The 20,988-nt window shown below is 60.1% G+C and carries 15 protein-coding genes; 7 read left to right on the forward strand and 8 right to left on the reverse strand.

Annotated features, from left to right (window positions below; genetic code table 11):
- The first annotated feature begins 42 nt into the window (after positions 1-42).
- Positions 43-897, forward strand: coding sequence for a MurR/RpiR family transcriptional regulator (locus tag ACTQXM_RS04275; RefSeq protein ID WP_441537084.1), 855 nt, complete (start codon positions 43-45; stop codon positions 895-897).
- A 235-nt stretch (positions 898-1,132) separates the two neighbouring features.
- On the opposite strand, the gene pyrE is transcribed toward ACTQXM_RS04275, so the two are convergent.
- The 4 genes from pyrE to ACTQXM_RS04295 form a co-directional block, all read right to left on the reverse strand.
- The gene (pyrE, locus tag ACTQXM_RS04280; protein ID WP_441537085.1) at positions 1,133-1,816 is read right to left on the reverse strand and encodes an orotate phosphoribosyltransferase; all 684 of its coding nucleotides are present in this window, start codon (positions 1,814-1,816) and stop codon (positions 1,133-1,135) included.
- A 121-nt stretch (positions 1,817-1,937) separates the two neighbouring features.
- Positions 1,938-3,482, reverse strand: a complete 1,545-nt coding sequence (locus tag ACTQXM_RS04285) for a LuxR C-terminal-related transcriptional regulator (RefSeq protein ID WP_441537086.1) — start codon at positions 3,480-3,482, stop codon at positions 1,938-1,940.
- Between the two features lie 315 nt (positions 3,483-3,797).
- On the reverse strand, positions 3,798-5,111 hold the full coding sequence (locus ACTQXM_RS04290; RefSeq protein WP_441063915.1) for an apiosidase-like domain-containing protein: 1,314 nt from the start codon (positions 5,109-5,111) through the stop codon (positions 3,798-3,800).
- Positions 5,112-5,321: 210 nt separating this feature from the next.
- Entirely contained in the window at positions 5,322-6,749 is a 1,428-nt protein-coding gene (locus tag ACTQXM_RS04295; protein WP_441048950.1) for a PTS transporter subunit EIIC, read from the reverse strand.
- A 490-nt stretch (positions 6,750-7,239) separates the two neighbouring features.
- Between ACTQXM_RS04295 and ACTQXM_RS04300 the strand changes: the two genes are divergently transcribed.
- From ACTQXM_RS04300 to ACTQXM_RS04325, 6 genes are all read left to right on the forward strand, one after another.
- Positions 7,240-8,574, forward strand: coding sequence for a prolyl oligopeptidase family serine peptidase (locus ACTQXM_RS04300; protein WP_441048951.1), 1,335 nt, complete (start codon positions 7,240-7,242; stop codon positions 8,572-8,574).
- 262 nt (positions 8,575-8,836) lie between these two features.
- The gene (locus tag ACTQXM_RS04305; protein WP_441048952.1) at positions 8,837-10,348 is read left to right on the forward strand and encodes a nucleoside hydrolase-like domain-containing protein; all 1,512 of its coding nucleotides are present in this window, start codon (positions 8,837-8,839) and stop codon (positions 10,346-10,348) included.
- Positions 10,349-10,556: 208 nt separating this feature from the next.
- Complete coding sequence (locus tag ACTQXM_RS04310; RefSeq protein WP_154518194.1) at positions 10,557-11,294, forward strand: DUF4428 domain-containing protein; 738 nt, start codon at positions 10,557-10,559, stop codon at positions 11,292-11,294.
- Between the two features lie 24 nt (positions 11,295-11,318).
- The gene (locus ACTQXM_RS04315; RefSeq protein WP_441537087.1) at positions 11,319-12,641 is read left to right on the forward strand and encodes a hypothetical protein; all 1,323 of its coding nucleotides are present in this window, start codon (positions 11,319-11,321) and stop codon (positions 12,639-12,641) included.
- Between the two features lie 48 nt (positions 12,642-12,689).
- Positions 12,690-13,931 (forward strand): SPFH domain-containing protein, encoded by a 1,242-nt coding sequence (locus ACTQXM_RS04320; protein ID WP_427747636.1) that lies wholly within the window; start codon positions 12,690-12,692, stop codon positions 13,929-13,931.
- 81 nt (positions 13,932-14,012) lie between these two features.
- The gene (locus ACTQXM_RS04325; protein WP_427727291.1) at positions 14,013-14,855 is read left to right on the forward strand and encodes a hypothetical protein; all 843 of its coding nucleotides are present in this window, start codon (positions 14,013-14,015) and stop codon (positions 14,853-14,855) included.
- A gap of 192 nt (positions 14,856-15,047) precedes the next feature.
- On the opposite strand, the gene ACTQXM_RS04330 is transcribed toward ACTQXM_RS04325, so the two are convergent.
- The 4 genes from ACTQXM_RS04330 to ACTQXM_RS04345 all read right to left on the reverse strand — a co-directional run bounded on the left by ACTQXM_RS04330 (position 15,048) and on the right by ACTQXM_RS04345 (position 20,620).
- Entirely contained in the window at positions 15,048-15,671 is a 624-nt protein-coding gene (locus tag ACTQXM_RS04330; protein WP_418825693.1) for a response regulator transcription factor, read from the reverse strand.
- Positions 15,668-17,167: a sensor histidine kinase gene (locus ACTQXM_RS04335; protein ID WP_441537088.1), complete on the reverse strand. Its 1,500-nt coding sequence runs from the start codon at positions 17,165-17,167 to the stop codon at positions 15,668-15,670. Before ACTQXM_RS04335 ends, ACTQXM_RS04330 begins: the two co-directional genes overlap by 4 nt.
- Positions 17,164-18,963 (reverse strand): histidine kinase N-terminal 7TM domain-containing protein, encoded by a 1,800-nt coding sequence (locus ACTQXM_RS04340; protein WP_427793668.1) that lies wholly within the window; start codon positions 18,961-18,963, stop codon positions 17,164-17,166. Before ACTQXM_RS04340 ends, ACTQXM_RS04335 begins: the two co-directional genes overlap by 4 nt.
- Positions 18,964-19,189: 226 nt before the next feature.
- Positions 19,190-20,620 carry a 6-phospho-beta-glucosidase gene (locus tag ACTQXM_RS04345; protein ID WP_441537089.1) on the reverse strand — a complete coding sequence of 477 codons (1,431 nt, stop codon included), beginning with the start codon at positions 20,618-20,620 and terminating at the stop codon, positions 19,190-19,192.
- Between the last annotated feature and the right edge of the window lie 368 nt (positions 20,621-20,988).

Here is a 20,988-nt window from a genome sequence, read left to right on the forward strand (position 1 = left end):
ACCTGTCCCTTTTTGGCAGGTTTGGCGAGTGTGGGAGTTCGCATGGATATCAAACGCAAGATCACCGAGGCGCAGGGCCTCACCCCCACCGAGCAACAGCTCGGCATTGCAGCCCTTGCTATCGGTCAGGACATCCGCGGGCTTTCTATTAAGGAATTTGCCGCGCGCACCAACGTTTCGGTCGCGAGCGTGCATCGTTTTTGCAAAAAGCTCGGCCTCGAGGGCTTTAAGGATCTCAAGGTCGAGCTTATTCGCTTGGCAACCGAGGCGGGAAACCGCCGCGACGTGGACATCAACTTTCCCTTTGATGCCACCTCCACCCCCGCGCAGGTTATGGAGCGCATGGAGGGGCTCTACCAGACCACGCTGGCCGAAACGCAGGAGCTGCTCGACCCCACGCAGCTCGACCATGCCGCCAAGCTCATCGCGAACGCCCGACAGGTCGACATCTACACGGGCTCGCACAACCTCTATCCAGCGGGAATGTTCCGCGACCGCCTGCTCTCCGCCGGTAAAAGTGCGACGTGCCACAACGGTGTCGAGGCCCAGGTGCGAACGGCGCTCGCCTCGGATCCCGACCATGCGGCAATCGTCATCTCCTACAGCGGCCTTGCCCCCAACCTCAAGGACATCTTGCCGATCCTCAGCAGTCGGCATGTCCCGGTCATCGTCATCGGCACGCCTTATTGCGCGCGCATTCACCCCGGCTTTGCCGCCTACCTTACGGTGAGTGACCACGAGAGCATGACGCATCGCATCACGCAGTTCGCCAGCCACATCGCCGTGCAATACGTGCTCGATTCGCTCTACAGCAGCTACTTCGCCAAAGACTACGCCCGCTGCTCCGAATTCCTGGAGCGTTCGTTCCCCTATACTCGCCTGCCCGGGCTTAAGTAGTCGTTTAAGAACGTCCCCAATGACTACTCTGGCAACGGCAGCGAGCGGGCCGCATTCGGAGCAAGACAACGCCGCAAGTAGAGGACGGACAGCGAGCGACGTCCAGGGCGAACAAGTTGGCGTGAAAAAGGCGAGGCATTGACCTTCTGGTCATGCCTCGCCTTTTGAATGACAAATTGTCGCTCTGGGCAGCGCGCAGCGTCGGCCGGTTACGGCGTTTGGTAAAACGCCGTAACTACTCCTGTGCTCCGTACTGCTCGTAGTAGGCGTCGATGGCGGCCTTAAGCTCGTCATCGATGACGACCTTGCCATCGATCTCGTGGTTGTAGAGGGTCTCGACGACCTCGGCCATGGAGACGATGCTCGCGACGGGGAAACCGTACTTTGCCTCGATCTCCTTCTGAGCGGTGGTCACGCCACCCTTGCCGACCTCCATGCGGTTGAGAGACACGATCAGGCCCTTGATTTCGACGTCGGCAGCAGCCTTAACCTTGGGATAGGTCTCGTCGATGGACTTGCCGCTGGTGGTAACGTCCTCGACCATGACCACGCAGTCGCCGTCCTGGGGCTCATAACCCAGCAGGTTGCCCTTATCGGCACCGTGGTCCTTGGCCTCCTTACGGTCGCAGCAGTACTTGACCTCCTTGCCGTACAGCTCGTGGTAGGCAATTGCGGTCACGACGGCCAGCGGAATACCCTTGTAGGCCGGTCCAAACAGCACATCAAAGTCGTCGCCAAAGTTATCGTGGATGGCCTGGGCGTAATACTCGCCCAGCTTCTTGAGCTGATAGCCCGTCACGTAAGCGCCGGCGTTCATAAAAAACGGGGACTGACGGCCGCTCTTGAGCGTAAAGCTGCCGAACTTAAGAACGTCGGACTCAACCATAAACTTGATGAACTCTTGCTTGTAAGCCTCCATGCGGGCTCCTCTCGTAATCGCGTACGTGCCCTCCAGTTTAGCGCAGGCGAAGCGTCGATGCGGGTGCGCTTTGGAGCCACATCCCCCCGTTAGAGTAAGGAACTGGGCGGCGCCTCATACGCTAGTCCTTGGGTGCCCAGGACCAGAAGAAGTTGATAAGGGCCACACGCGAGTCGGTACCGGTCTTTCTGTTGATCGAGGAAATGTGGCGGTAGAGCGTAGAGCGCGAAAGGAAAAGCGTTGCGGCAATGTCCTGAACGCTCCGATCCGAAACGACCAAGGCCTCAAGAATATCGCGCTCGCGCTCTGTAAGCCCAAAGGTGGTGACGAAGGCATCGAGGCGCTCATCGGGCGTGGGCTCCGCTGCCTCCACAAGCGCGGGGTCGGAACATGCGGGCGCAAGATCTCCACCAAGATTGTCGGCAGCAAGCGCCAGCCCGTCCTGCATCACGGCATCATCGGCCCGTTGCCCCGACTGTCCCAACAGCGTAATCGCAATACCCACAAACATCACGAGTGCCGCGCCGACTGCAGCCAGCACGTTTTGACTCGAGATAATCGCTACCGCCGGCGCCGTCACGAGCATCGAGCACACGTTATTGACGACGCGGCCCATGCACGGCCAAAAATATGACCAGTGCGCATAGAGCGAGATAGCGGCGAATTTTGTGGTAAAGAACACCACAAAGAAGCCCGAGCCCAGATAAAAGATGATCGTGGCAGCAAGCTCGTTGCCGCCATTGCCATCGATGATGAGCACAAAGAAAGAAAGCGTGGACAGCATGGCGACACATGTCATGCCGATATTCATATACGAACGGCCGCTCAGGTCAAATAGGGCGCCGGCGGCCAACGAACTCGCAACAAGCAGCAGGCGCGGCCAATCACCCAAATCAACGGCTCCGGTAGCATGCAGGGTTGTGAGGCCCGCGTTGAGAGCGGCGAATACGCCGGAAAGATACGCCGTCGCCACGGTCAGGCGAACTACGGCGCGGCGGAATGCCGCCTTTGTCTCGGGCTCGTCATGCCACTTGGCGCCATATTCCAAAGCATCTACCGAAAGCCCGGCAGCACTGGGTTCAAAGTTGGGATCGGACTCATCGCGCAGTTTGGCGCGTCGGGCACCGTGAAGCAACGCCACCTGCGCGATCGCACCGACGACCAGAACAGCCTGCTGAGGAATGCCGGCAGGTATCACCATATGGTTGAAGACCTGCACCAGAACGCCCATGGCGTAAGAAAGTGCGGCGGCGCGCGCCAAGCAGGGCGTCCGCGCAAAGCGCCGCGCAAAGTTTGCATGGGCAGTCGATCCGCAGTAGCCCAGCGCGCAGCACGCCACCAAACCGCCGGCGATTACCACCTCAGTCCGAACCGCCATAATCAACAGCAGGAATGCCGCCACCAGCAAAACACCCGTAACGTCACTCGTTGCATCGATGGCATGGGGACGGCGATAGTACAGAACGGGACGCACAAGAAAGCCAATCACACTCGCGCCGAGGACAAGGCTCTCATAAATAACGACCTCGTTCGGAGACACGAACTCGGCCATGCGCACATCAAAGAGATACTCGCACGCCAAAAACGTGAAGAAGAACAGAGCCAGGCATATAATCTCCTGAATGCCCCGACGCAGACATGCGGTTGTGTCTCCCGTGCCTCTCATGGTTAACCCCCAGCCGCTCAATTGTCTGGAAAGCTATTTTAATACAGAACCAGTCTCAATATCGAAGCCAGGCTCGAAATGCCGCTCATTTCGAGCCCACCGTCCACATCACGCCGCGATTTTGAGCCACATGGACCAGAAGGGACACGCGAGACCTCTAGCTCGGCTAGGAGCGTCTCCAACTACCACTCATTTAAGTACGTCCCCAATGAGTGCGACGGAATGGCTCCCTTGGCAGCTTAAAGCTGTCATGCAGGAACCATTCCGTCGCAGCCTCATGAAAGGGACTGGATTGTAAATGTTGGAGAAGAGCCGTTAGCGCCCGGGGGCCAGGATCACCAGTGCGTCGTGCTCAAAGGGATGCTGAGCCACGCGCACGGTGCCGTCACCGTTGTCGCGAACGGGCAGCTTGGCGATGCGCTTATCCTCCATGTCGAGAACCGTCGCCGTCCAGCCGCGCGTGCCGTCGAGCTTAAACTTGAGCGCCGTAGTGCGCGGCAGGTACGTGACGACGCGATCGCCAACGCGCGCCACACGAATGGCCTCGCGCGCGTCATCGAGCAGCTCCTGTGCCGGAACCACGGCAAGCGCGTCGTCGCCAGCCGTAGCGCCCAAGCCGGCAAGCACATGCTCGATCGCGCCAAAGTCCCAAACGCCCGTAAACTGCAGGCACTCCTGCCAGCGGAACGGCATGTCGAAGCCCTCGCCCAGCACCGAGCCCTGGCTCCTGCTGGTCTGCCAGTTCCAAACGCCGTGCGCACCATAGGTCACGCCAGCGCTCGCACCGGCAAGGATCGACGACCACACGCTCGCGCGGCAGTCCTGCGCGGTGAAGCGCCAGTACACGTTGCGTGACGCGCCCATCTGCTCGTAACAGGGCTCGGAGTTGACCATCGGCTTTTTGGGGTAGTTGGCGGTAAAGTCCTGCGGCAGGCGCCAGGCCTCGGGCTGGCCCTCGTAGTTGTGGCCGGGCTGGAACATGTAAAAGTCCAGACGGTCCAGGTACTGTGCCGGAATGGTACGGTTGCCGCGGTTGATATGCATGGTGCGCAACGCCTCGGGCGCGCGCTTGACGACTTCGTCGAGAGCATCCTCGTAGTAGGCGATCGCCTCGTCGCTGGTAAAGTCGGTATCGCCCGTCACCACGTAGACGGGGTCGAACTCGCCCAGGTTCTCGACGACGCGGGCAACGTGGGCACGGACTTCCTCGCGTGGCATAACCTCGGCACCGCAATGCCCAGCGATCTTGGCACCCCAGGTGCCGGGCACGTAGTTGCACCACATAAGCACGAGTGCCGGACGAATGCCGTGCTCGACGGCAGCGCGACACATGGCAGCGGCGCGATCCCAGTACGCTTGGTTGGGGCGGGACCAATCAAAATGCACGCCATCCTCGCTGGCATAGGGCCAAATGCCCAGATCGGGGCAGCAGCGATCCCACTGCGGCAGCGTGTTGATCTGCAGCACGTTCATGCCCTGCTCGGAGCGACGGGTCAGATAGTAGTCCCAATCGGCCTCGGTAATGCTCGTAAACGCGCTCCAGCACGTATCGGCAAACCAAAAGAACGGTTTGCCCTCGCACAAAAAGCCGTCCTGACGACCGTTGACGGCCAGCTTTCCCAAACTCATCTGCATGTCCTTTCGTTTGATAAAGGAGTTGCGAACCGGCAGATTCTTTCGCGGTAACCCCGCGCGAAAGCCCCTGGCGCTTAGCAAGCCCCGGCGAGCAGGCGCCACGCGCCCCCAATCAGTCTACCTTGTAAAAAGGGCCCCGCCGGGCTTGCGCCTGACGGGGCCCTGTCGTGTAGGTAAGGTCGTATGTGACCGAATGGTTTGGCCTTAGGCCTCCATCTCGGCGAGCTCCTCCTTGGAGAAGCCAGTGACAAAGACGACGGCAGCGGCGATGGCAAAGGAGATTGCCATACCGACGATAGCCCAGACGGTGTTCATCTGGCCACCCTGCAGGTAGTTGGTGAAGACCAGGAAGTTGGAGGCACCGCCGGCCAGGTAGTAAGTAACACCCATGAGGCCGGAGAACACGGCACCGATGGCACCGCCGATGAACATACCGAGCATGGTGCGGCGGAAGCGCATGAGGATACCGAAGAGTGCGGGCTCGGTGACGCCGCCGGCGATGGCGGAGATGACGTAGCCCAGAGCAAGACCCTTCTCGTCGGGGTTCTTCATCTTGAGGAAGGCACCGAAAGCGCAGCCCCAGACGGCGGCCATAGCGCAGTTGGTGGAAACGAAGACGAAGGGATCGTAGCCGGCGGCGATGATCTGAACCTGAGCGAGCAGGATGACGGGCATGTGCATGCCGCAGACCACGAAGAGCTGCCAGAAGGCGCCGAGGACGGCCATGACGATCAGGATGCCGATACCGCCAAGGTCGGCGAGACCAAAGAGGGCGTTGGCAATCAGCGTACCGAGCTCGTTGCCGATCGGGGCAAGGACGATGAAGGCGATGGGGATGGTGACGATCATGGTGCAGAACGGCGTGAAGACCGTGGACAGCACGTCGGGCATGACCTTCTTAAAGAACTTCTCAACAAAGTAGAGGACCGGCACCGAGAGGATAATCGGCAGGACGGACTGCTGGTAGTTGGCAGCGGTGATCTGGATGCCATAGACGGAGATGATTCCGCCACCCTCCTGAGTCGCGACACTCACGACGGACGGGGCCATGAGAGCGCCGCCGAGGAGCATGCCCAGAACCGGAGAGGCGCCGAGCTTCTTAGCAGCGGCATAGCCCAAGTAGATGGGGATAAAGGTAAACGTGGCCTCGTACAGGGTGGTGTAGAGGAACGTGTAGGTCGGATCGGTATCGGAGATAACGCCGAGCATGGTGGGACCAAGAACCGCAGCGATGGTGCGGAACAGACCGCCGGCCATGAGCAGCGGAATCAGCTGGGTCATGGAACCCGACAGGTAGTCGAGGATGATGTTGGGCAGGTTCTTGAGCTCGAACTTCTCCTTAGGAGCGTCGAGGTTCTCGTCGACCGCGGCACCCTGCTTGACGCCGGACATGGCGACGAACTCGGCGAGCACCTTGGGCACGTTCTGGCCGATGATGACCTGGAGCTGGCTGCCGGCGAACTGGCAGCCCAGAACACCCTTGACCTTCTTGATCTTCTCCACGTCGGCCTTGCTGTTATCCTTGAGCGTCAGACGCAGGCGCGTCATGCAGTTGGTGGCGACGGTGACGTTTTCCGCACCGCCCACGAGCTCGAGGACATCGGTGGCAATCTGCTTGTTATCTACTGCCATGGGACCCCTCCCCATATCGTCGTGTGCCTAATCGCTTGGGCGCAGGCACGCCTTTGGCCCGGTGACTATAACCCCTTACGGTTACCGAACCCTTGGATACGCTGTCGTAAACAATCTGTTTACTGAACGTTTACAGCGCTTAGTTTACACTCAGCATTGAATTTGTGGCAGTTTTGCCGTTTGCAGTCCGGTGAACGGTAGGAAATCGGGGGTGAACGTAATTGAATGCAGAGGCATTACATATAGTGCCATTTATTTATAAATGGTCTTTTACGTGGGATTTTATATAATCTGGCATCTCAATGCCTTGTTGACTCATCAACAAAAGCCCTGCTAGATAGTAGTAAACGAGTGTTTAGTAGTTCATTGAACGTTTGATGCTACCGTTTACCGAGTTCATCCGCTTATTCTCAAATTCTGCTTTACACTAAACATGTTTAGATTGTATTGCCGCGATTGTTTAGCACGCGCGGCACAAGGGAGGCAGCTCATGGAACTCAAATCGTGCACCTACGCAACCGTCAGCACCTTGGGCGACTTTGGCCCCTGGATCAGCAAGGTCGTTCTCGACCTACCCTGCACCGTGCGCGCCAACGATGTCGATGCGAACACTTTCCATATATATGTAGAGCGTCACGAGCGCACGGGCGAGGTCCTGATGCGCAAGGAGCACGGCGCCGACCATGCCACGCCCTCCGTGGGTTACATCGACGTTCTCGCCGCGTATCCGAGTGACGAGAACGGCCGCAAGCTCGCCGTGGGCACCCATGTGGCACTCGAGGTCGCCGAGCAGCGCCTGACCAAAAAGATCGAAGGCGGCGTCATGGGCTCGCGCATGCTCGATAACCAGCTTCACGTCACGCAGCTCGCGGCTCTTCCCGGCGACGACGGCGAACCCACCTGCGGCCTGGTCTTCGATACCTGTCGCGGCGACATCTGCCCCGCGCTCAAGGGCTGGAGCAATGCCGTGCAAAAGACCGCCGTCAATGGCATCGCGCTCGAGTACGGCTTCTTTGAGCCCAGCTTTAAAGCCGAGGACTCGGCCTGCTTCAATCCCTTCGCGCCCGAGGCCACGGTCGTGCCCCAAAAGGCCCCGCTCGTGGTGTACCTACACGGCGCTGGCGAAGGCAGGGGTGCCACGCAGGGCGAAGGCGCCACGCGCGCCTATATCGGCAACCGTGTGACAGCCATTAGCCAGGCGCAAATCCAGCGCTACTTTGGCGGCTTTGCCTGGGTGCTCGTGCCGCAGTCTCCCACGTTTTGGATGGATAACGGCGTCGAGCAGCTCGGCCGCTCCAACCAGAGCATCTACTCCCCCGTACTCAAGGCGCTCATCGACGAGTTTGTCGCCGAGCATGCCGAGCGCATCGACACCGACCGCATCGTGGTCGCCGGCCTTTCCAACGGCGGCTTTATGACCCTGCGTCTGTGCGCCGACTACCCCGATTTCTTCGCCGCCGGCCTTCCCTGCTGTGCCCCGTGGTACAACGCCACGGACGAGGACGTAGCCGCGCTCGCCAAGACGCCGCTGTGGTTTACGCACTCCAAGGGCGACGAGCTCGTGTCGCCGCAGCAGACCGTGCTGCCGCTCACGGCACGCCTGCGTGACGCCGGAGCCAACGTGCACCTTACCTACTTTAGCCATGTCGAGGACCTGACCGGTCGCTATCGCGAGGCCGATGGCTCGCCCAAGAAGACGTTCAACCACGGCGTGTGGATCCACCAATTCAACGACCTGTGTTATCAAGACTTCGACGGGGGCAGCGTGCTCATCGACGGCGAGCCGGTGGGCTGCTGGGAGTGGTCGGCCAGGGTCAATAGGTAATCCGTCCCGGCGCGGGGACCGGATGTTAGTTTTGCAAACGTCCTCGGGCATGCATGGGGCGGCGCTTTGCGCTTCGCGCTGCGCCTTCCCATGCCCCCTGCGGAATGTTTGCAAAACTAACACCCGGCCCCCGCTGCGTTGCCATTGTCGTTGGCCCTGGCCGGCCGCTTCCGGCAGCACGCCGGGTCGGCGGCGATGGGGACCGGGTCCCGTCTTGCCTTGCGCGTAACTGGCTGAATTGATTTTGATTGGAGCTGTTCCTATGTCCCAAGAGTTAACTCGGGTGATTGTTACTACCGATATGGAAGTCGACGATATGAACTCGCTCGTTCATTTGGCTCTGTATCTTAATGTGCTTGATGTTCAGGCTGTGGTGTACACGGCTTCGCAGTATCACTTTCTTGGGGATGGGGTTCATACGCTGGGCGAGGTGAATTCGCATTGGCGGACCAAAGGGCGTCGCTCTTATGAGTGGGATGTTGTGCCTCATGAGCCCGATCCGCTGGCCGGCGAGCTTCGTGAGTATCGTCCGTTTCCCGAGCATTGGATTGAGAGTCTCTGGAGTAATGAATATGCCCAGGCTTGGCCGCAGTTGCAGGCGAATGCGGGCGCTGCCGGTGAGCCGCCGTTTCCCACGCCCGCCCAGATGATCGAGCGCACCTTTGTGGGAAATGTTGCCTTTGAGGGTGATGTGACTGAGGAAACTGAGGGATCTCGTGTAATTGCGCAGGCAATCTTGGATGATGATCCGCGTACGTTATGGCTGCTCAGCTGGGGTGGCATGAACACCATCGTTCGCGCCCTCATGAGTATTGCCGAGCGTTATCGCGCCACGCCCGAATGGCCTGCCGTGCAGCAGCGGGTCTATCAGAAGGTGCGCGTGATGGGCGTTGCCGATGGCGTGGGGCAGGACAACTCATGGCTCGACCATGGACGCGAGCTCTTTCCCGAGCTCATCTTTTGGTGTGTGCCCTATATGTATGGCGGCTATGTCGATGCCAAGATGGCTCAACCCGATACGTTGCCGCTGTTTAAGGCACCTTGGCCTGAGCAGAATCTCACGCAGGGTAACGGCCCCCTCATGGCACGCTACATGCTCTATGGCGACGGCAAGGTCTACGAAAATGAGCCCGAGCGCTTTCAGTTTGGCAAGCATGCCCGTCTGGATTGGGGTCTAGAAGGCATGCCCGCGATGCAGTTTGAGCGCGGCGACTTTATGGCCGAAGGCGACAGCATGACCTATATTCCGCTGCTGCCGTTTGGCCTGCGCGGCATCGACGACCGCGGCTTCGACACACTGCTCGGCCGCATGTTTCTTGATGGACATCCCGATACGGACGCACCCGCCGGTTTTGCCGCCATCGGCACGCCCGTAGACGGCAACCCCAATCCCTACCTGCGCGCCTATCAGGAAGACTTTGCCGCCCGCGCGCAATGGTGCGCCCATGATCCGGCAGCTTGTTCGCATCCGACACATGTTGTCGAGGTCACGGCCGACCGCAGCGCTACAGCCGGCGAGCACGTCACCCTTGCAGCGACCGTCGTCGACCCCGACGGCAAGGGCTTTGATGCACATTGGGATGTCGCCGTGGACCCGTCGAGCTATGCAGGCACGCAGGATCTTTCGCTGTGGCAGGAATGCACGGTGAGCACCGCTTTTATCGTGCCCGCCGACGCGCAGCCCGGCGACCGCTTCGTGCTCACCCTTACCGTGCAGACGCGCGCCGAGCGCCCCTGCAGCCGCTACGCCCAGGTTGCCGTGACCGTGGCATAGCAGGGACGGCGCCCACATTCGGCAGCCGCCACATTCGGCATGGACTGTCCCCAGCTGCCACTCATTTAAGTACGTCCCCAATGAGTGGCCGAAAATGGGCCATGTGTCCCAGTTGTGGAGACTCCTTGAGCCGTCTGGGTATCGTGAAAGATCGCGCGCTCACCCATCATCAAAAGTGACACACGCTACCTGTTGATGGGAGGCAGCCATGGGCTTCTTTGACAAGATGTTCGAGAAGAAAGAGTGCGCGATTTGCGGTACCGAACTGGGGATTTTGGGAAAGACCAAGATCAACGAAGGCTACCTGTGCAAAGAGTGCGCAGGCAAGCTCTCCCCCTTCTTTAGTGGTTGGCGCTCCAGCACCGCGGACGATATCCGCGAGCAACTCGCCTACCGCGAGGCCAACGCCGAGCGCCTGGCCTCGTTCAACCCCACGCGCACACTCTCTGCCGGGCGCACCAACATCATGCTCGACGAAGACGCGGGTCTGCTGATCATCACTTCGCAGAGCCGCTGGCGCGACGCCAATCCCGACATCATCGAGTTCTCACAGGTACTCGGCTGCGATATGGATATCGACGAGCATCGCACCGAGATCTATCGCGAGACCAAGGACGGCGAGCGCGAGAGCTACAACCCGCCGCGCTACGACCTGGATTACGACTTTAACCTGACCATCCACGTCAACACGCCGTACTTTACCGAGATCAACCTGCGCGTGAACGACTCCACCATCGATCAGCGTGGCTCCATCGAATATCGCGAGGCCAAGCGCCAGGCAACCGAAGTCCGCGATGCGCTGGTACAGCTGCGTCAGGAGACACGCGACAGCGTCGTGGCCGCCAAGGCCCCCAAGACCGCGGTCACCTGCCCCTTCTGCGGTGCAACCACCATTCCCGATGCCAGTGGACGCTGCGAATACTGCGGCGGCGCCATCGGCGCATAGCCTCCGGCACGGAAAGGACCGATCATGGCCTTCGAGAGTGTCAACTATCAGTGCCCCGCGTGTGGCGGCCCCCTTCACTTTGCCAGTGCCGAACAAAAGCTTGTCTGCGACTACTGCGATTCGCGTTTTGAAGTCGAGGAAGTCGAGGCCCTCTATCGCGAGCGCCAGGACAAGGCAGATGCCAAAGCCGATGCCGCAGCCGCGGCCCCCAAACCTGCTGTCGACGATGCCGTGCAGGATCTGGCCCAAAACGCCGGCTACATCTGCTCGTCGTGCGGCGCCGAGCTGGTCTCGGACGGCACCGTCGCCGTTACCACCTGCCCATACTGCGGCAACTCCGCCGTGGCGCCCGGCCAGCTCTCGGGCGACTTCTCACCCGACCTGGTGATTCCGTTTAAGCTCGGGCGCGATGATGTTATGGCAGCACTCAAAGAGCATTACAAGGGCAAAATCCTGCTGCCCAAGAGCTTTGTCACCGGCAACCACATCGACGAGGTCCAAGGCGTTTACGTGCCATTTTGGCTCTACGGCGCCCGCGTGGATGGCGAAGTGCACTTCGATGCGACCAACGAGACCGTGACCGAGGAATCCGACCGCACCGTCACGACCACCGACCACTACGACGCCTACCGTAAGGGCAAAATCTCGTTTGAGCGCGTGCCCGTCGACGGATCGTCCAAGATGCCCGACGGCCATATGGATGCCATCGAGCCGTTTGACTACGACGCGCTGCGCCCGTTCTCGGTCGCGTATATGCCCGGCTACATCGCCAACCGCTACGATGAGGATTGCGAGACCTGCAAGGCGCGCGCCGAGCGTCGTATGGAAGAAAGTACGATTTCGGCCCTGCGCGAGACCGTCGTCGACGAATATGACGATGCCACGGTCGAAAGCAAGCAGCTCGACTACACCTGGGAAGACAGCAACTACGCTCTGTTCCCCGTGTGGATGCTTTCCACCTCGTGGAACGGCAAGAGCTACCTGTTTGCCATGAACGGCCAAACCGGCCGCATGGTCGGCGAGCTGCCCTGCTCCAAGCCCAAGCTCGCCATCGCCTCGGTGCTGTTCTTTGTGATCGGGTTTGTCCTCTCCCAGATTCTCTTTATGGGCGAGAACGCCTTCGATCCGGACTACCTCACCTTTGATATCGAGGGCATCCTCATCAACATCGTCGCACCGCTGATTATCGTAATCATCGGAGACGTGCTGCTGGTAGGCCAGCTCAAGACGGCCAACGAGGCCACCCACGCCGATTGCTACTGCGGCGAGCTCGACTTGACCGAGAAGCACGACACCTTCAGCCACACCGAGACCACCGTTGTCATGAAGGACAACAAGGACGATTAGCCATTCTGACCAATACCACCCGGCCTTTGACGAGAAAGGAAGATCACCATGGGACTCTTGAAAGCTGGATTGGGTGCTGCCGGCGGCGTCATGGCCGACCAGTGGAAGGAATATATCTATTGCGAATCGATGCCCGCTGACGTCTTGGCCTGCAAGGGCAGCAAGCGCACCGGCGGCCGCAGCTCCAACACGCGCGGCGAGGACAACGTCATCTCCAACGGCTCCGTCATCGCCGTCAACGACGGCCAGGGCATGCTCGTGGTGCAAAACGGCAAGATCATCGAGGTCGCGCTGGAGCCCGGCGAGTTTGTCTTTGACACCGGCAGCGAGCCGAGCGTCTTTAGCGGCAACCTGGGCGACTCCATCAAGGAGACGTTCGCCAATATCGGCAGCCGTTTTACCTTTGGCGGCGACGCGGGCAAAGACCAGCGCGTCTACTTCATCAACACCAAGGAGATCATCGGCAACAAGTACGGCACCGCCTCGCCTGTGCCCTTCCGCGTGGTCGATAACAACATTGGCCTGGATGTCGACATCTCCGTTCGCTGCAACGGCGAGTATTCGTACCGCATCACCAACCCGCTGCTGTTCTACACCAACGTGTGCGGCAACGTGACCGATAGCTACACGCGCGATAAGATCGACAGCCAGCTTAAGTCCGAGCTGCTCACCGCTCTGCAACCCGCCTTTGCCAAGATCTCGGAGATGGGCATCCGCTACAGCGCTATCCCCGGCCACACCACCGAGCTCGCCCGCGCGCTCAACGAGGTTCTCTCCGCCGACTGGCGCGACCTGCGCGGCGTCGAGATCGTGAGCTTTGGCGTCAACTCCATCGCCGCCTCGCAAGAAGACGAGCAAATGATCAAGGACCTGCAGAAGGCCGCGGTCATGCGCGATCCCACCATGGCAGCCGCCAACATCGCCAGCGCCCAGAGCGATGCGATGCGCGCGGCAGCCGCCAACCCCAACGGCGCGATGGCCGGCTTTATGGGCATGGGTATGGCGGGCGGCATGGGCGGCATGAACGCCAGCCAGCTGTTCGCCGCCGGCCAGGCACAGCAGCAGGCCGCCCCACAGCCGGCTCCGGCACCCGCCCCCGCACCGGCTCCTGCCGCTGCCCCCGCGGCCGGCGCATGGACCTGCAGTTGCGGTGCCACCAACACCGGCAAGTTCTGCCCCGAGTGTGGCAGTCCCGCACCCGCCCCGGCACCGACCAAGTGGTTCTGCCCCAACTGCGGCAGCGAAAACGGCGGCAAGTTCTGCAGCAACTGTGGAACGCCCAGGCCCTAGCCCCTCTACCTGGTAATTGGCGGGGAGGTCCGCCACCCCCGCATTTGCTTCTATGGGTTTCGTTCGATAAAGGAGGACACCATGAAGACAACGTTCAAAAAGTCCGTACTCGCATTTCTGACATGCGTCCTGGCGCTCGCCTTTGCCCTGACGGGCTGCAGCGGCGGCGGCAAGGACCCCAAGGCCAACTTCGTCGGCAGCTGGGAACTCTCGGGTGGAACCCTGGAGGGCGAAGAGCTCACCGATGAGTACATGGATATGCTCAAGGAGTGGGGCCTCAACTGTATCCTGATCCTCGACGAAGACGGCACGGGCGTCCTCGACATGTTCCTTGAGGTCGCCGACCTGAAATGGGAGGCCAAGGACGCCACCACTGCAACCATCACCGCCGACGGCGATTCGCAGGACATGAAACTCAAGGACGGCAAGCTCGTCCTCGAGGTGGAAGGCGACAAGCTTATCTTTACGAAGTCCGACAAGGATCTGTCCGGTACGCTAAAAAAGGATCGCGAGGCGGCCGAGAAGGAAGAGGAGATCGATGAGGCCGTCGAAGACGACGACGTCCAGAGCGTCGAAATCTCCCCCGCCGTCACCGTCGCCGATGACGATCTGTGCACCATCACCATCACCGAGAAGTTCAAGGACGAATGGGGCGACATCGGCTTTGTCGTCAACATCACCAACAAGAGCGACAAGGACCTGACCTTCTACGCTCCCTCCGGCAAGACCAACGTCAACGGCACCATGAAGGAACCCTGGTTCTCGGCTAACCTGATGCCCGGCACCAACGCCACCGAGGAATTCACATTCTCGAGCGGCGAGCTTGACAGCCTTGACGACCTGGTCAACACGACCATCGGCATCGACGCCTATCTGACCGATTCCTACGAGGACGTCGCCTCCTACACCGCAACCATCGCGTAGCGGCACGTAACATCAGCCGCGGATTGGCGGACGCATCCGCGCACTTGCCAGGCGGGGCCGCAGGAGTTGATCCTGCGGCCCCGTCGTTTTAATGCCGACAGCACAGCCGCACAAGCAGGCCGCCCGTCGTTTTCTGATGCAAAACGGCGGGCGGCCTATCTTTACGGCGCCGGAACACGGCGAGCGCGTCGATTACGGGCGCTCCATGTTGGGGACGATGCTGCCCTCCGTTACCGCACGCACGGCAAGACGCATGATATTGTCGTAGCCGGTCTTGCTCAGAATCTCCGAGATGCGACGCTTGATGGTACCCTCACTCATAAACAGCTCGGCCGCGATCTCGCGGCGGCTTTTGCCCTCGCAGGCAAGGCGCAAAATCGACAGCTCGACATCGTCGAGTGCCGCCGTGCCCGAAAAAATGCTTTCGGGCGGCTTGGGAAACGTGCAATAGCCCGCCAGCGTGGAGCGCATCACGGCGAACAGCTCGTCGATACCAACGTTCTTGTACACAAAGCTATCGACGCCCGCCTCGCGAGCCTGATCGACAAAGGTGATCTCGGGCATGCCTGTCATGATGATGACGCGGCACTCGGGCAGCTGCTCCTTGATGCGCGCCGCCGCCACGATGCCGTTTGAATCGTGTTCGGTGCACACGTCCATCAATATCATGTCCGGGCGCTCCTTGAGCGCGACACCCAAGGCCTCGGAGGCATCGGCGATCGCGGCGACGACGGTCATATCGGGCTGGTCGCCAACGGAGCGCGCCAGGCTTTCGCGCAGAATGGCCTGATCTTCGACAATTAACACGCGGATCATGAACTTCTCCTTTGGACCGTGGCGTTGGAGCTCAGCGGGATGGACACCGCAAGCGTAAAGGGCTGGGCGGCGTGGACTTCCAGACCGCCGCCCAAATCTTGCGCGACATGTCTCATACCTGGGATACCCGTTCCCTCGCGATACGATACGGGGGCCGGGGACCCGTCGTTAGAAATCGTCATGCGCGCGACGGCGCTAGCATTCGTCCCCTCCTGCCACAGGCGCACGTGGACCCGATGCGCCTGCGCATGCCTGGTGGCATTGGTCGAGGCCTCGCGAATAATCTGCAAAAATGCGGCGGCGACACGCGCGTCCTCAGGCAGCGCACCCTCAACATCGATCTGCACACTCACCAAGCCAAAGGCGTGGACGATATCGCTCAGCTGCTCTGCAGGCTCGCTGGCACCGCCACTGCGCAAATCGGCGGCGATTGAGCGCAGCAACGGGTCAATCTGCTCGAGCGACTCATCATCCAGACGTCCCTCCTCCAAATAGCGATGAAGAATGGACAGGCGCTGGCCGATCACATCGTGAACGCGGGCACGCATACGTAGGTAGGCCGCATTGTCGGCAACCTTTTTGGCTTCTTCGATCTGGGCCTGGAGCTCTTGGCCAGCACGCTCAAGCAGGTGGTTGGCTTGCGCCAGACGGTCGTAGGCGTGTGCGTATTCCGTCACGTCCAGGCCGACAACGCGCTCGAACGGACGGCTCGAGACCGTAACGGAGTCACGCACGAACAGACGAATCTCGGAAGGAGAGATCTCGACCACGGCGCGATCCCTACCAAAGCGATCAAGGTCGATATGGGCGCGATTAGCGCTGCTTTCGGGCATTTGCATGCTCAGTTTGCGCAGGTCGTTCCATGTGCTGCTCATGTCGCCCAGGTCGGTGGGCATATGGAGCTCTACGAGGTTTTTGCGCATGCAGCGGTTCATGAGCAGCGGACGGCCCCTCGGGTCTAGATACAGGATGCCCACGGGAATCACGTTGATGGTCTCGATCGTCGAGAACATGGTGATATCCTCTTGGCGGTTACGGACGTCCATCAAGAGCGCTGCGATGGAACGGAACAGGAAGAACGCTCCCTCTGCGATAAGGACAACGGTCCACGCCGAGCCCATGGCAAAAACCACCGGTGGTGTAACGGCGACAACAAGCAGCAGCTCGACCAGCATGACGGGACGACGATAGTGCACCATAAGTACCACGCCATAGGCAAAGATTGCGGCATTGAGCCACAACGCTCCGCCCATTGCCCTGGCGCAAACGTCAAGCGGCGCCACCAGATACGAGCCAGACGACGTGAACAAGATGAGCGCCGAAATCATCAGGTGAAGCACAAGACTCGCCTCGTAGGCGCAAATCACCTTACGGTTATAGGACGAGCGGCGCGATGCGATGAGCGGGACGTGGATCGTCTGCAGACACGCAGCCAGGGCAAAGACAACATCGAGCGCAACGATTTGGGGAAGTATGAGCGAAATCTGCATCGTCACTCACCCGCCCTCGGCATCAAGACGATCATGCGCAGCTGACCGGACTCGCCCTCAAGGCGGTATGCCACGTTGCGCCCTTGCAAAGCGCTTTCGAGCTCTTGCGCAGCGGGCGTCTGCGAAAGATCTTCATCATCGTTGGAAAAAAGTGTGGCGCGCAGCTCGACGCTGCATCGGTCATGGTCGCCCAAGTGATACATAAGTGCCGGATGATCGGTGGTGTAGGCAAAAAACGCAAAGTCATACACGCAGTCGTACAGCGCGCTTACCGTACTGGCGTGCATCGGGCGCCGTATGGCAATAATCGAGGCGCAATCGACATCGATCGTGCGCAGGTCGCTTGCGAGCTCGTTGGCAATGAGCTGAATGCGGTCGCGGTCAAAACCGCTCTCCCCGTGCTGTGCCAACGTGAGCGACCCCTTCCGTTTGCAATAGGCAACGAGCATCTTGGCGCGCTGCAGCATGCGGTAACGCTCGCGCGAAGATTCCTCGTCAGTCAACGGCGGCAGCGAGCTCAACAAGTCGTACATCTCTTCGAGCGCGCGGGCAAGCGCCTGGTCCACGTCTTGGACTAGCAAGGTCTCGGCCTCTTGATCTGCCAAATGTGTCTTAAGGTCGTAGTCGGCGGCAAGCAGCTCGTTTTGGCGTTGCAGCTCCATGCGACGATGTGCCAGTTCGCGATTGAGCTCGTTGAGCTCCGATACGTCTTGGGCAAGCAGGGCCGATCCCCCCAGCAGCGGAAAAGCACGATACATCACATCGGGATCGGACGCCACGGTAAAGGCATGGGCGCGGCCGTGCTCCTGGGTCCGCAGCTCCTCGCGCACGCCTACCGGCATTGGCTTTGACACCGGCGTGGCATAGACCTCCTGCAGGTCGCGCGTTAGAACTTTGAGGTCAAGCGGCAAGGTGTCGAAGATGCCGGCGATATCGTGGTACGACGGAATGACACCGCAATCGAGACAGATTTCCATCGCCACCACGCACAGGATGCAATAGACGAGCGAAAAGTTGAGCCTCCATGCCCAGGGCACGCGCAGAGCATATGAGATGCCAAAGAATGCGCCGCCCAGCAGCACGAGCGCCGCCGTGCCCGAGAAACGTTGGATGCGAAAGGACGAGGACCGACCAACCAGGATAAAAAAGGCCACGAAGTTAAAGGCCGTCCACACGAGGAAGGCGAAATAACCCCGGCCGTACGTGTAATCGTTGCTCCAGGTGTCGCTTGTACGGTCAAAGCGGAAGACCTGCTGGTGAAAATCGTTGGTGAGCACAAATCCGATAAGCAGGATGGCCACAATCCACAGCGCAGCACGGTAGCGGCGACCCAGGCGGCGTTGCTCCAGGCCCGCAAGGCGCAGGCCGCAGAGCTGGTAGAGCAGCGGAATGAGCGTCATGGGCACGTAGTACAGGTACCACAGCAAGGTGGCATAGAACGGCGTGTACGACTTGTACTTGAGAATGACCTCGATCATCCACAGGGCACAGATGGTGGCGATGGCAACAAGGCGGCGGCGCAACACATAGTCCAAACAACGCAGATAGACCAACACGCCCCAAATCGAAAATACAATTGCGGCGACAAGCAGCAGGAGAGGGCTCGAATGGGTGAGCCCATCCACGACCTCTTCGGACACCTCGCTATAGGCGGGCACGGCGTTAGAAAGTTTGGGGTCGAAGGCGAACAGCACCGGCAAGATTGCCAAAAGCATGAGGAACAGCGCGGTGATGGCGCCGGCGATAGCAAAGACGCGGTGACGGTACACCTGATGCGTTATGCCAACAAGGAATCGCGGCATGGCGAAGAGCCTGCCGCCCCTGGGATCCGCAACCGGAGCGGTCCGGGCGGCCGCGTGGCCGATATGTCGCTCGCGGGTACTCATAGTCCCTTTAGTGTACCGACAGGCGGGTCCAAAAAGCGGGCCGCATGTCCCAAAATCCGCAGACGGCAAGACGCCCGGCGAGCAATAACTACTCGCCGGGCGCCTTGGTTAGAAGGCTATGAAGTTGAGTGTCTCAGCTTCCTTAGGACAGGTCCTCACCATTAGAAGCAATAACCTTCTTGTACCAGTCGAAGCTCTTCTTTTTGGAACGCTTGAGGGTACCGTTGCCTGCATCGTCGCGGTCCACATAGATAAAGCCGTAGCGCTTGGACATCTCACCCGTGCCGGCAGACACCAGGTCGATCGGGCCCCAGGTGGTGTAGCCCAGCAGGTCAACGCCGTCCTCGGTCACCGCATCGCGCATCGCGGCGATATGCTGGCGCAGGTAGTCGATACGGTAGTCGTCGTTGATGGAGCCATCCTCCTCGACAACATCCTTGGCGCCCAGACCGTTCTCGACCACAAACAGCGGCTTCTGATAACGGTCGTACAGGTCGTTGAGGGTGATGCGGAAGCCCAGTGGATCGATGGCCCAGCCCCACTGGCTCTCCTGCAGATAGGGGTTCTTGGCGCCGGCGAAGGCGTTACCCTGGGTGCGCTCGACATCGGGGTTATCGGCACCGGCAGAGCAGCGGGTGCTGTAATAGCTAAAGCTAATGAAGTCGACGGTGTTAGCGGCCAGGATCTCGCGGTCCTCGTCCGTCATGCCCACATCGATGCCTAGACGCTCGAGCTTCTTGACGGCATATGCCGGGTAGTAGCCGCGGCTCTGGACGTCGACGAAGAAGTAGTTGTCCTGGTTATCGAGCTGCGCCTGGCGCACATCGCCCGGACGGCAGCTGTAGGGGTAGTAGCTACCCGCGGCGAGCATGCAGCCGATCTTGATCTCGGGATCGATCTCGTGGGCGATCTTGGTTGCCCAAGCGCTGGCGACGAGCTCGTTGTGGGCGGCCAGGTACTCGACGGCCTCCTTGTTCTCGCCCTCCTCAAAGACCAGACCGGCACCCATAAACGGCAGGTGCAAGATCATATTGATCTCGTTGAAGGTGAGCCAGTACTTCACCAGCCCCTTGTAGCGGGTAAAGATCGTGGTCGCGAGGTTCTTGTAGAAGTCGATGAGCTTGCGGTTGCGCCAGCCGCCGTACTCCTTGATGAGGTGAATCGGGCAATCGAAGTGCGTGATGGTCACGAGCGGCTCGATGCCGTGCGCCTGACACTCGCGGAATACGTCCTCGTAGAAGGCCAGGCCAGCCTCGTTGGGCTCGGTCTCGTCGCCGTTGGAGAAGATGCGGGTCCAAGCCAGGCTCATACGGAAGGTCTTAAAGCCCATCTCGGCAAAGAGAGCGATGTCCTCTTTGTAGTGGTGATAGAAATCGATGCCGGTCTGCGCGGGATAGTAATAGCCGTCCTCGAAGTCGAGCATTTTACGCTGGCCGGAGACCACCGCATAGCGCTCGGGGCCGTGCGGAGCCACGTCCACGTTGGCCAGGCCGCGGCCGTCCACGTCGTAGGCACCCTCGCACTGGTTGGCAGCCGTTGCGCCGCCCCACAGGAAGTCATTACGGAAAGCCATGTATCAATCCTTTCGCACGCTGTTGTCATAGGCTCAGTATCTCTATAAACGGCACGTCGCTCAACGGCAACGGCGCAGGTCGACACTTCTTTTCGCTCCCGCATATCGGCAGACGGTGCGCTCCTGACACTTTTTGATACCTCGCGTGCACGAAAAAGCACCCGCCCACACGCCGCGAACGTCAAGTGAGTAGACTTTTTGGCAAAACTCAACCAGACCCGCCTTTGACGCCATCAAAACCGCAGGTAGCTTACCTGGCATGTTCCGGCGTGGTCAGACTAAGCCAAAAAGTCTACTCACTTGCAAAAAAGGGCGCCTCCACAACAGCGAAGGCGCCCTCGGGTGGCAGACCATTTGACTGAATAGGA

This window comes from Collinsella sp. LCP19S3_D3, from assembly GCF_052121455.1.
Taxonomy (GTDB): domain Bacteria; phylum Actinomycetota; class Coriobacteriia; order Coriobacteriales; family Coriobacteriaceae; genus Collinsella.

Bases quoted from the DNA above. Each gene is read 5' to 3' on its own strand.
- ACTQXM_RS04325 (WP_427727291.1), top strand. From the start codon at position 14,013: ATGAAGACAACGTTCAAAAAGTCCGTACTCGCATTTCTGACATGCGTC.
- ACTQXM_RS04340 (WP_427793668.1), bottom strand. From the start codon at position 18,963: ATGCCGCGATTCCTTGTTGGCATAACGCATCAGGTGTACCGTCACCGC.
- ACTQXM_RS04320 (WP_427747636.1), top strand. From the start codon at position 12,690: ATGGGACTCTTGAAAGCTGGATTGGGTGCTGCCGGCGGCGTCATGGCC.
- ACTQXM_RS04330 (WP_418825693.1), bottom strand. From the start codon at position 15,671: ATGATCCGCGTGTTAATTGTCGAAGATCAGGCCATTCTGCGCGAAAGC.
- ACTQXM_RS04310 (WP_154518194.1), top strand. From the start codon at position 10,557: ATGGGCTTCTTTGACAAGATGTTCGAGAAGAAAGAGTGCGCGATTTGC.
- pyrE (WP_441537085.1), bottom strand. From the start codon at position 1,816: ATGGAGGCTTACAAGCAAGAGTTCATCAAGTTTATGGTTGAGTCCGAC.
- ACTQXM_RS04290 (WP_441063915.1), bottom strand. From the start codon at position 5,111: ATGAGTTTGGGAAAGCTGGCCGTCAACGGTCGTCAGGACGGCTTTTTG.
- ACTQXM_RS04345 (WP_441537089.1), bottom strand. From the start codon at position 20,620: ATGGCTTTCCGTAATGACTTCCTGTGGGGCGGCGCAACGGCTGCCAAC.
- ACTQXM_RS04295 (WP_441048950.1), bottom strand. From the start codon at position 6,749: ATGGCAGTAGATAACAAGCAGATTGCCACCGATGTCCTCGAGCTCGTG.
- ACTQXM_RS04315 (WP_441537087.1), top strand. From the start codon at position 11,319: ATGGCCTTCGAGAGTGTCAACTATCAGTGCCCCGCGTGTGGCGGCCCC.
- ACTQXM_RS04285 (WP_441537086.1), bottom strand. From the start codon at position 3,482: ATGAGAGGCACGGGAGACACAACCGCATGTCTGCGTCGGGGCATTCAG.
- ACTQXM_RS04275 (WP_441537084.1), top strand. From the start codon at position 43: ATGGATATCAAACGCAAGATCACCGAGGCGCAGGGCCTCACCCCCACC.
- ACTQXM_RS04305 (WP_441048952.1), top strand. From the start codon at position 8,837: ATGTCCCAAGAGTTAACTCGGGTGATTGTTACTACCGATATGGAAGTC.
- ACTQXM_RS04300 (WP_441048951.1), top strand. From the start codon at position 7,240: ATGGAACTCAAATCGTGCACCTACGCAACCGTCAGCACCTTGGGCGAC.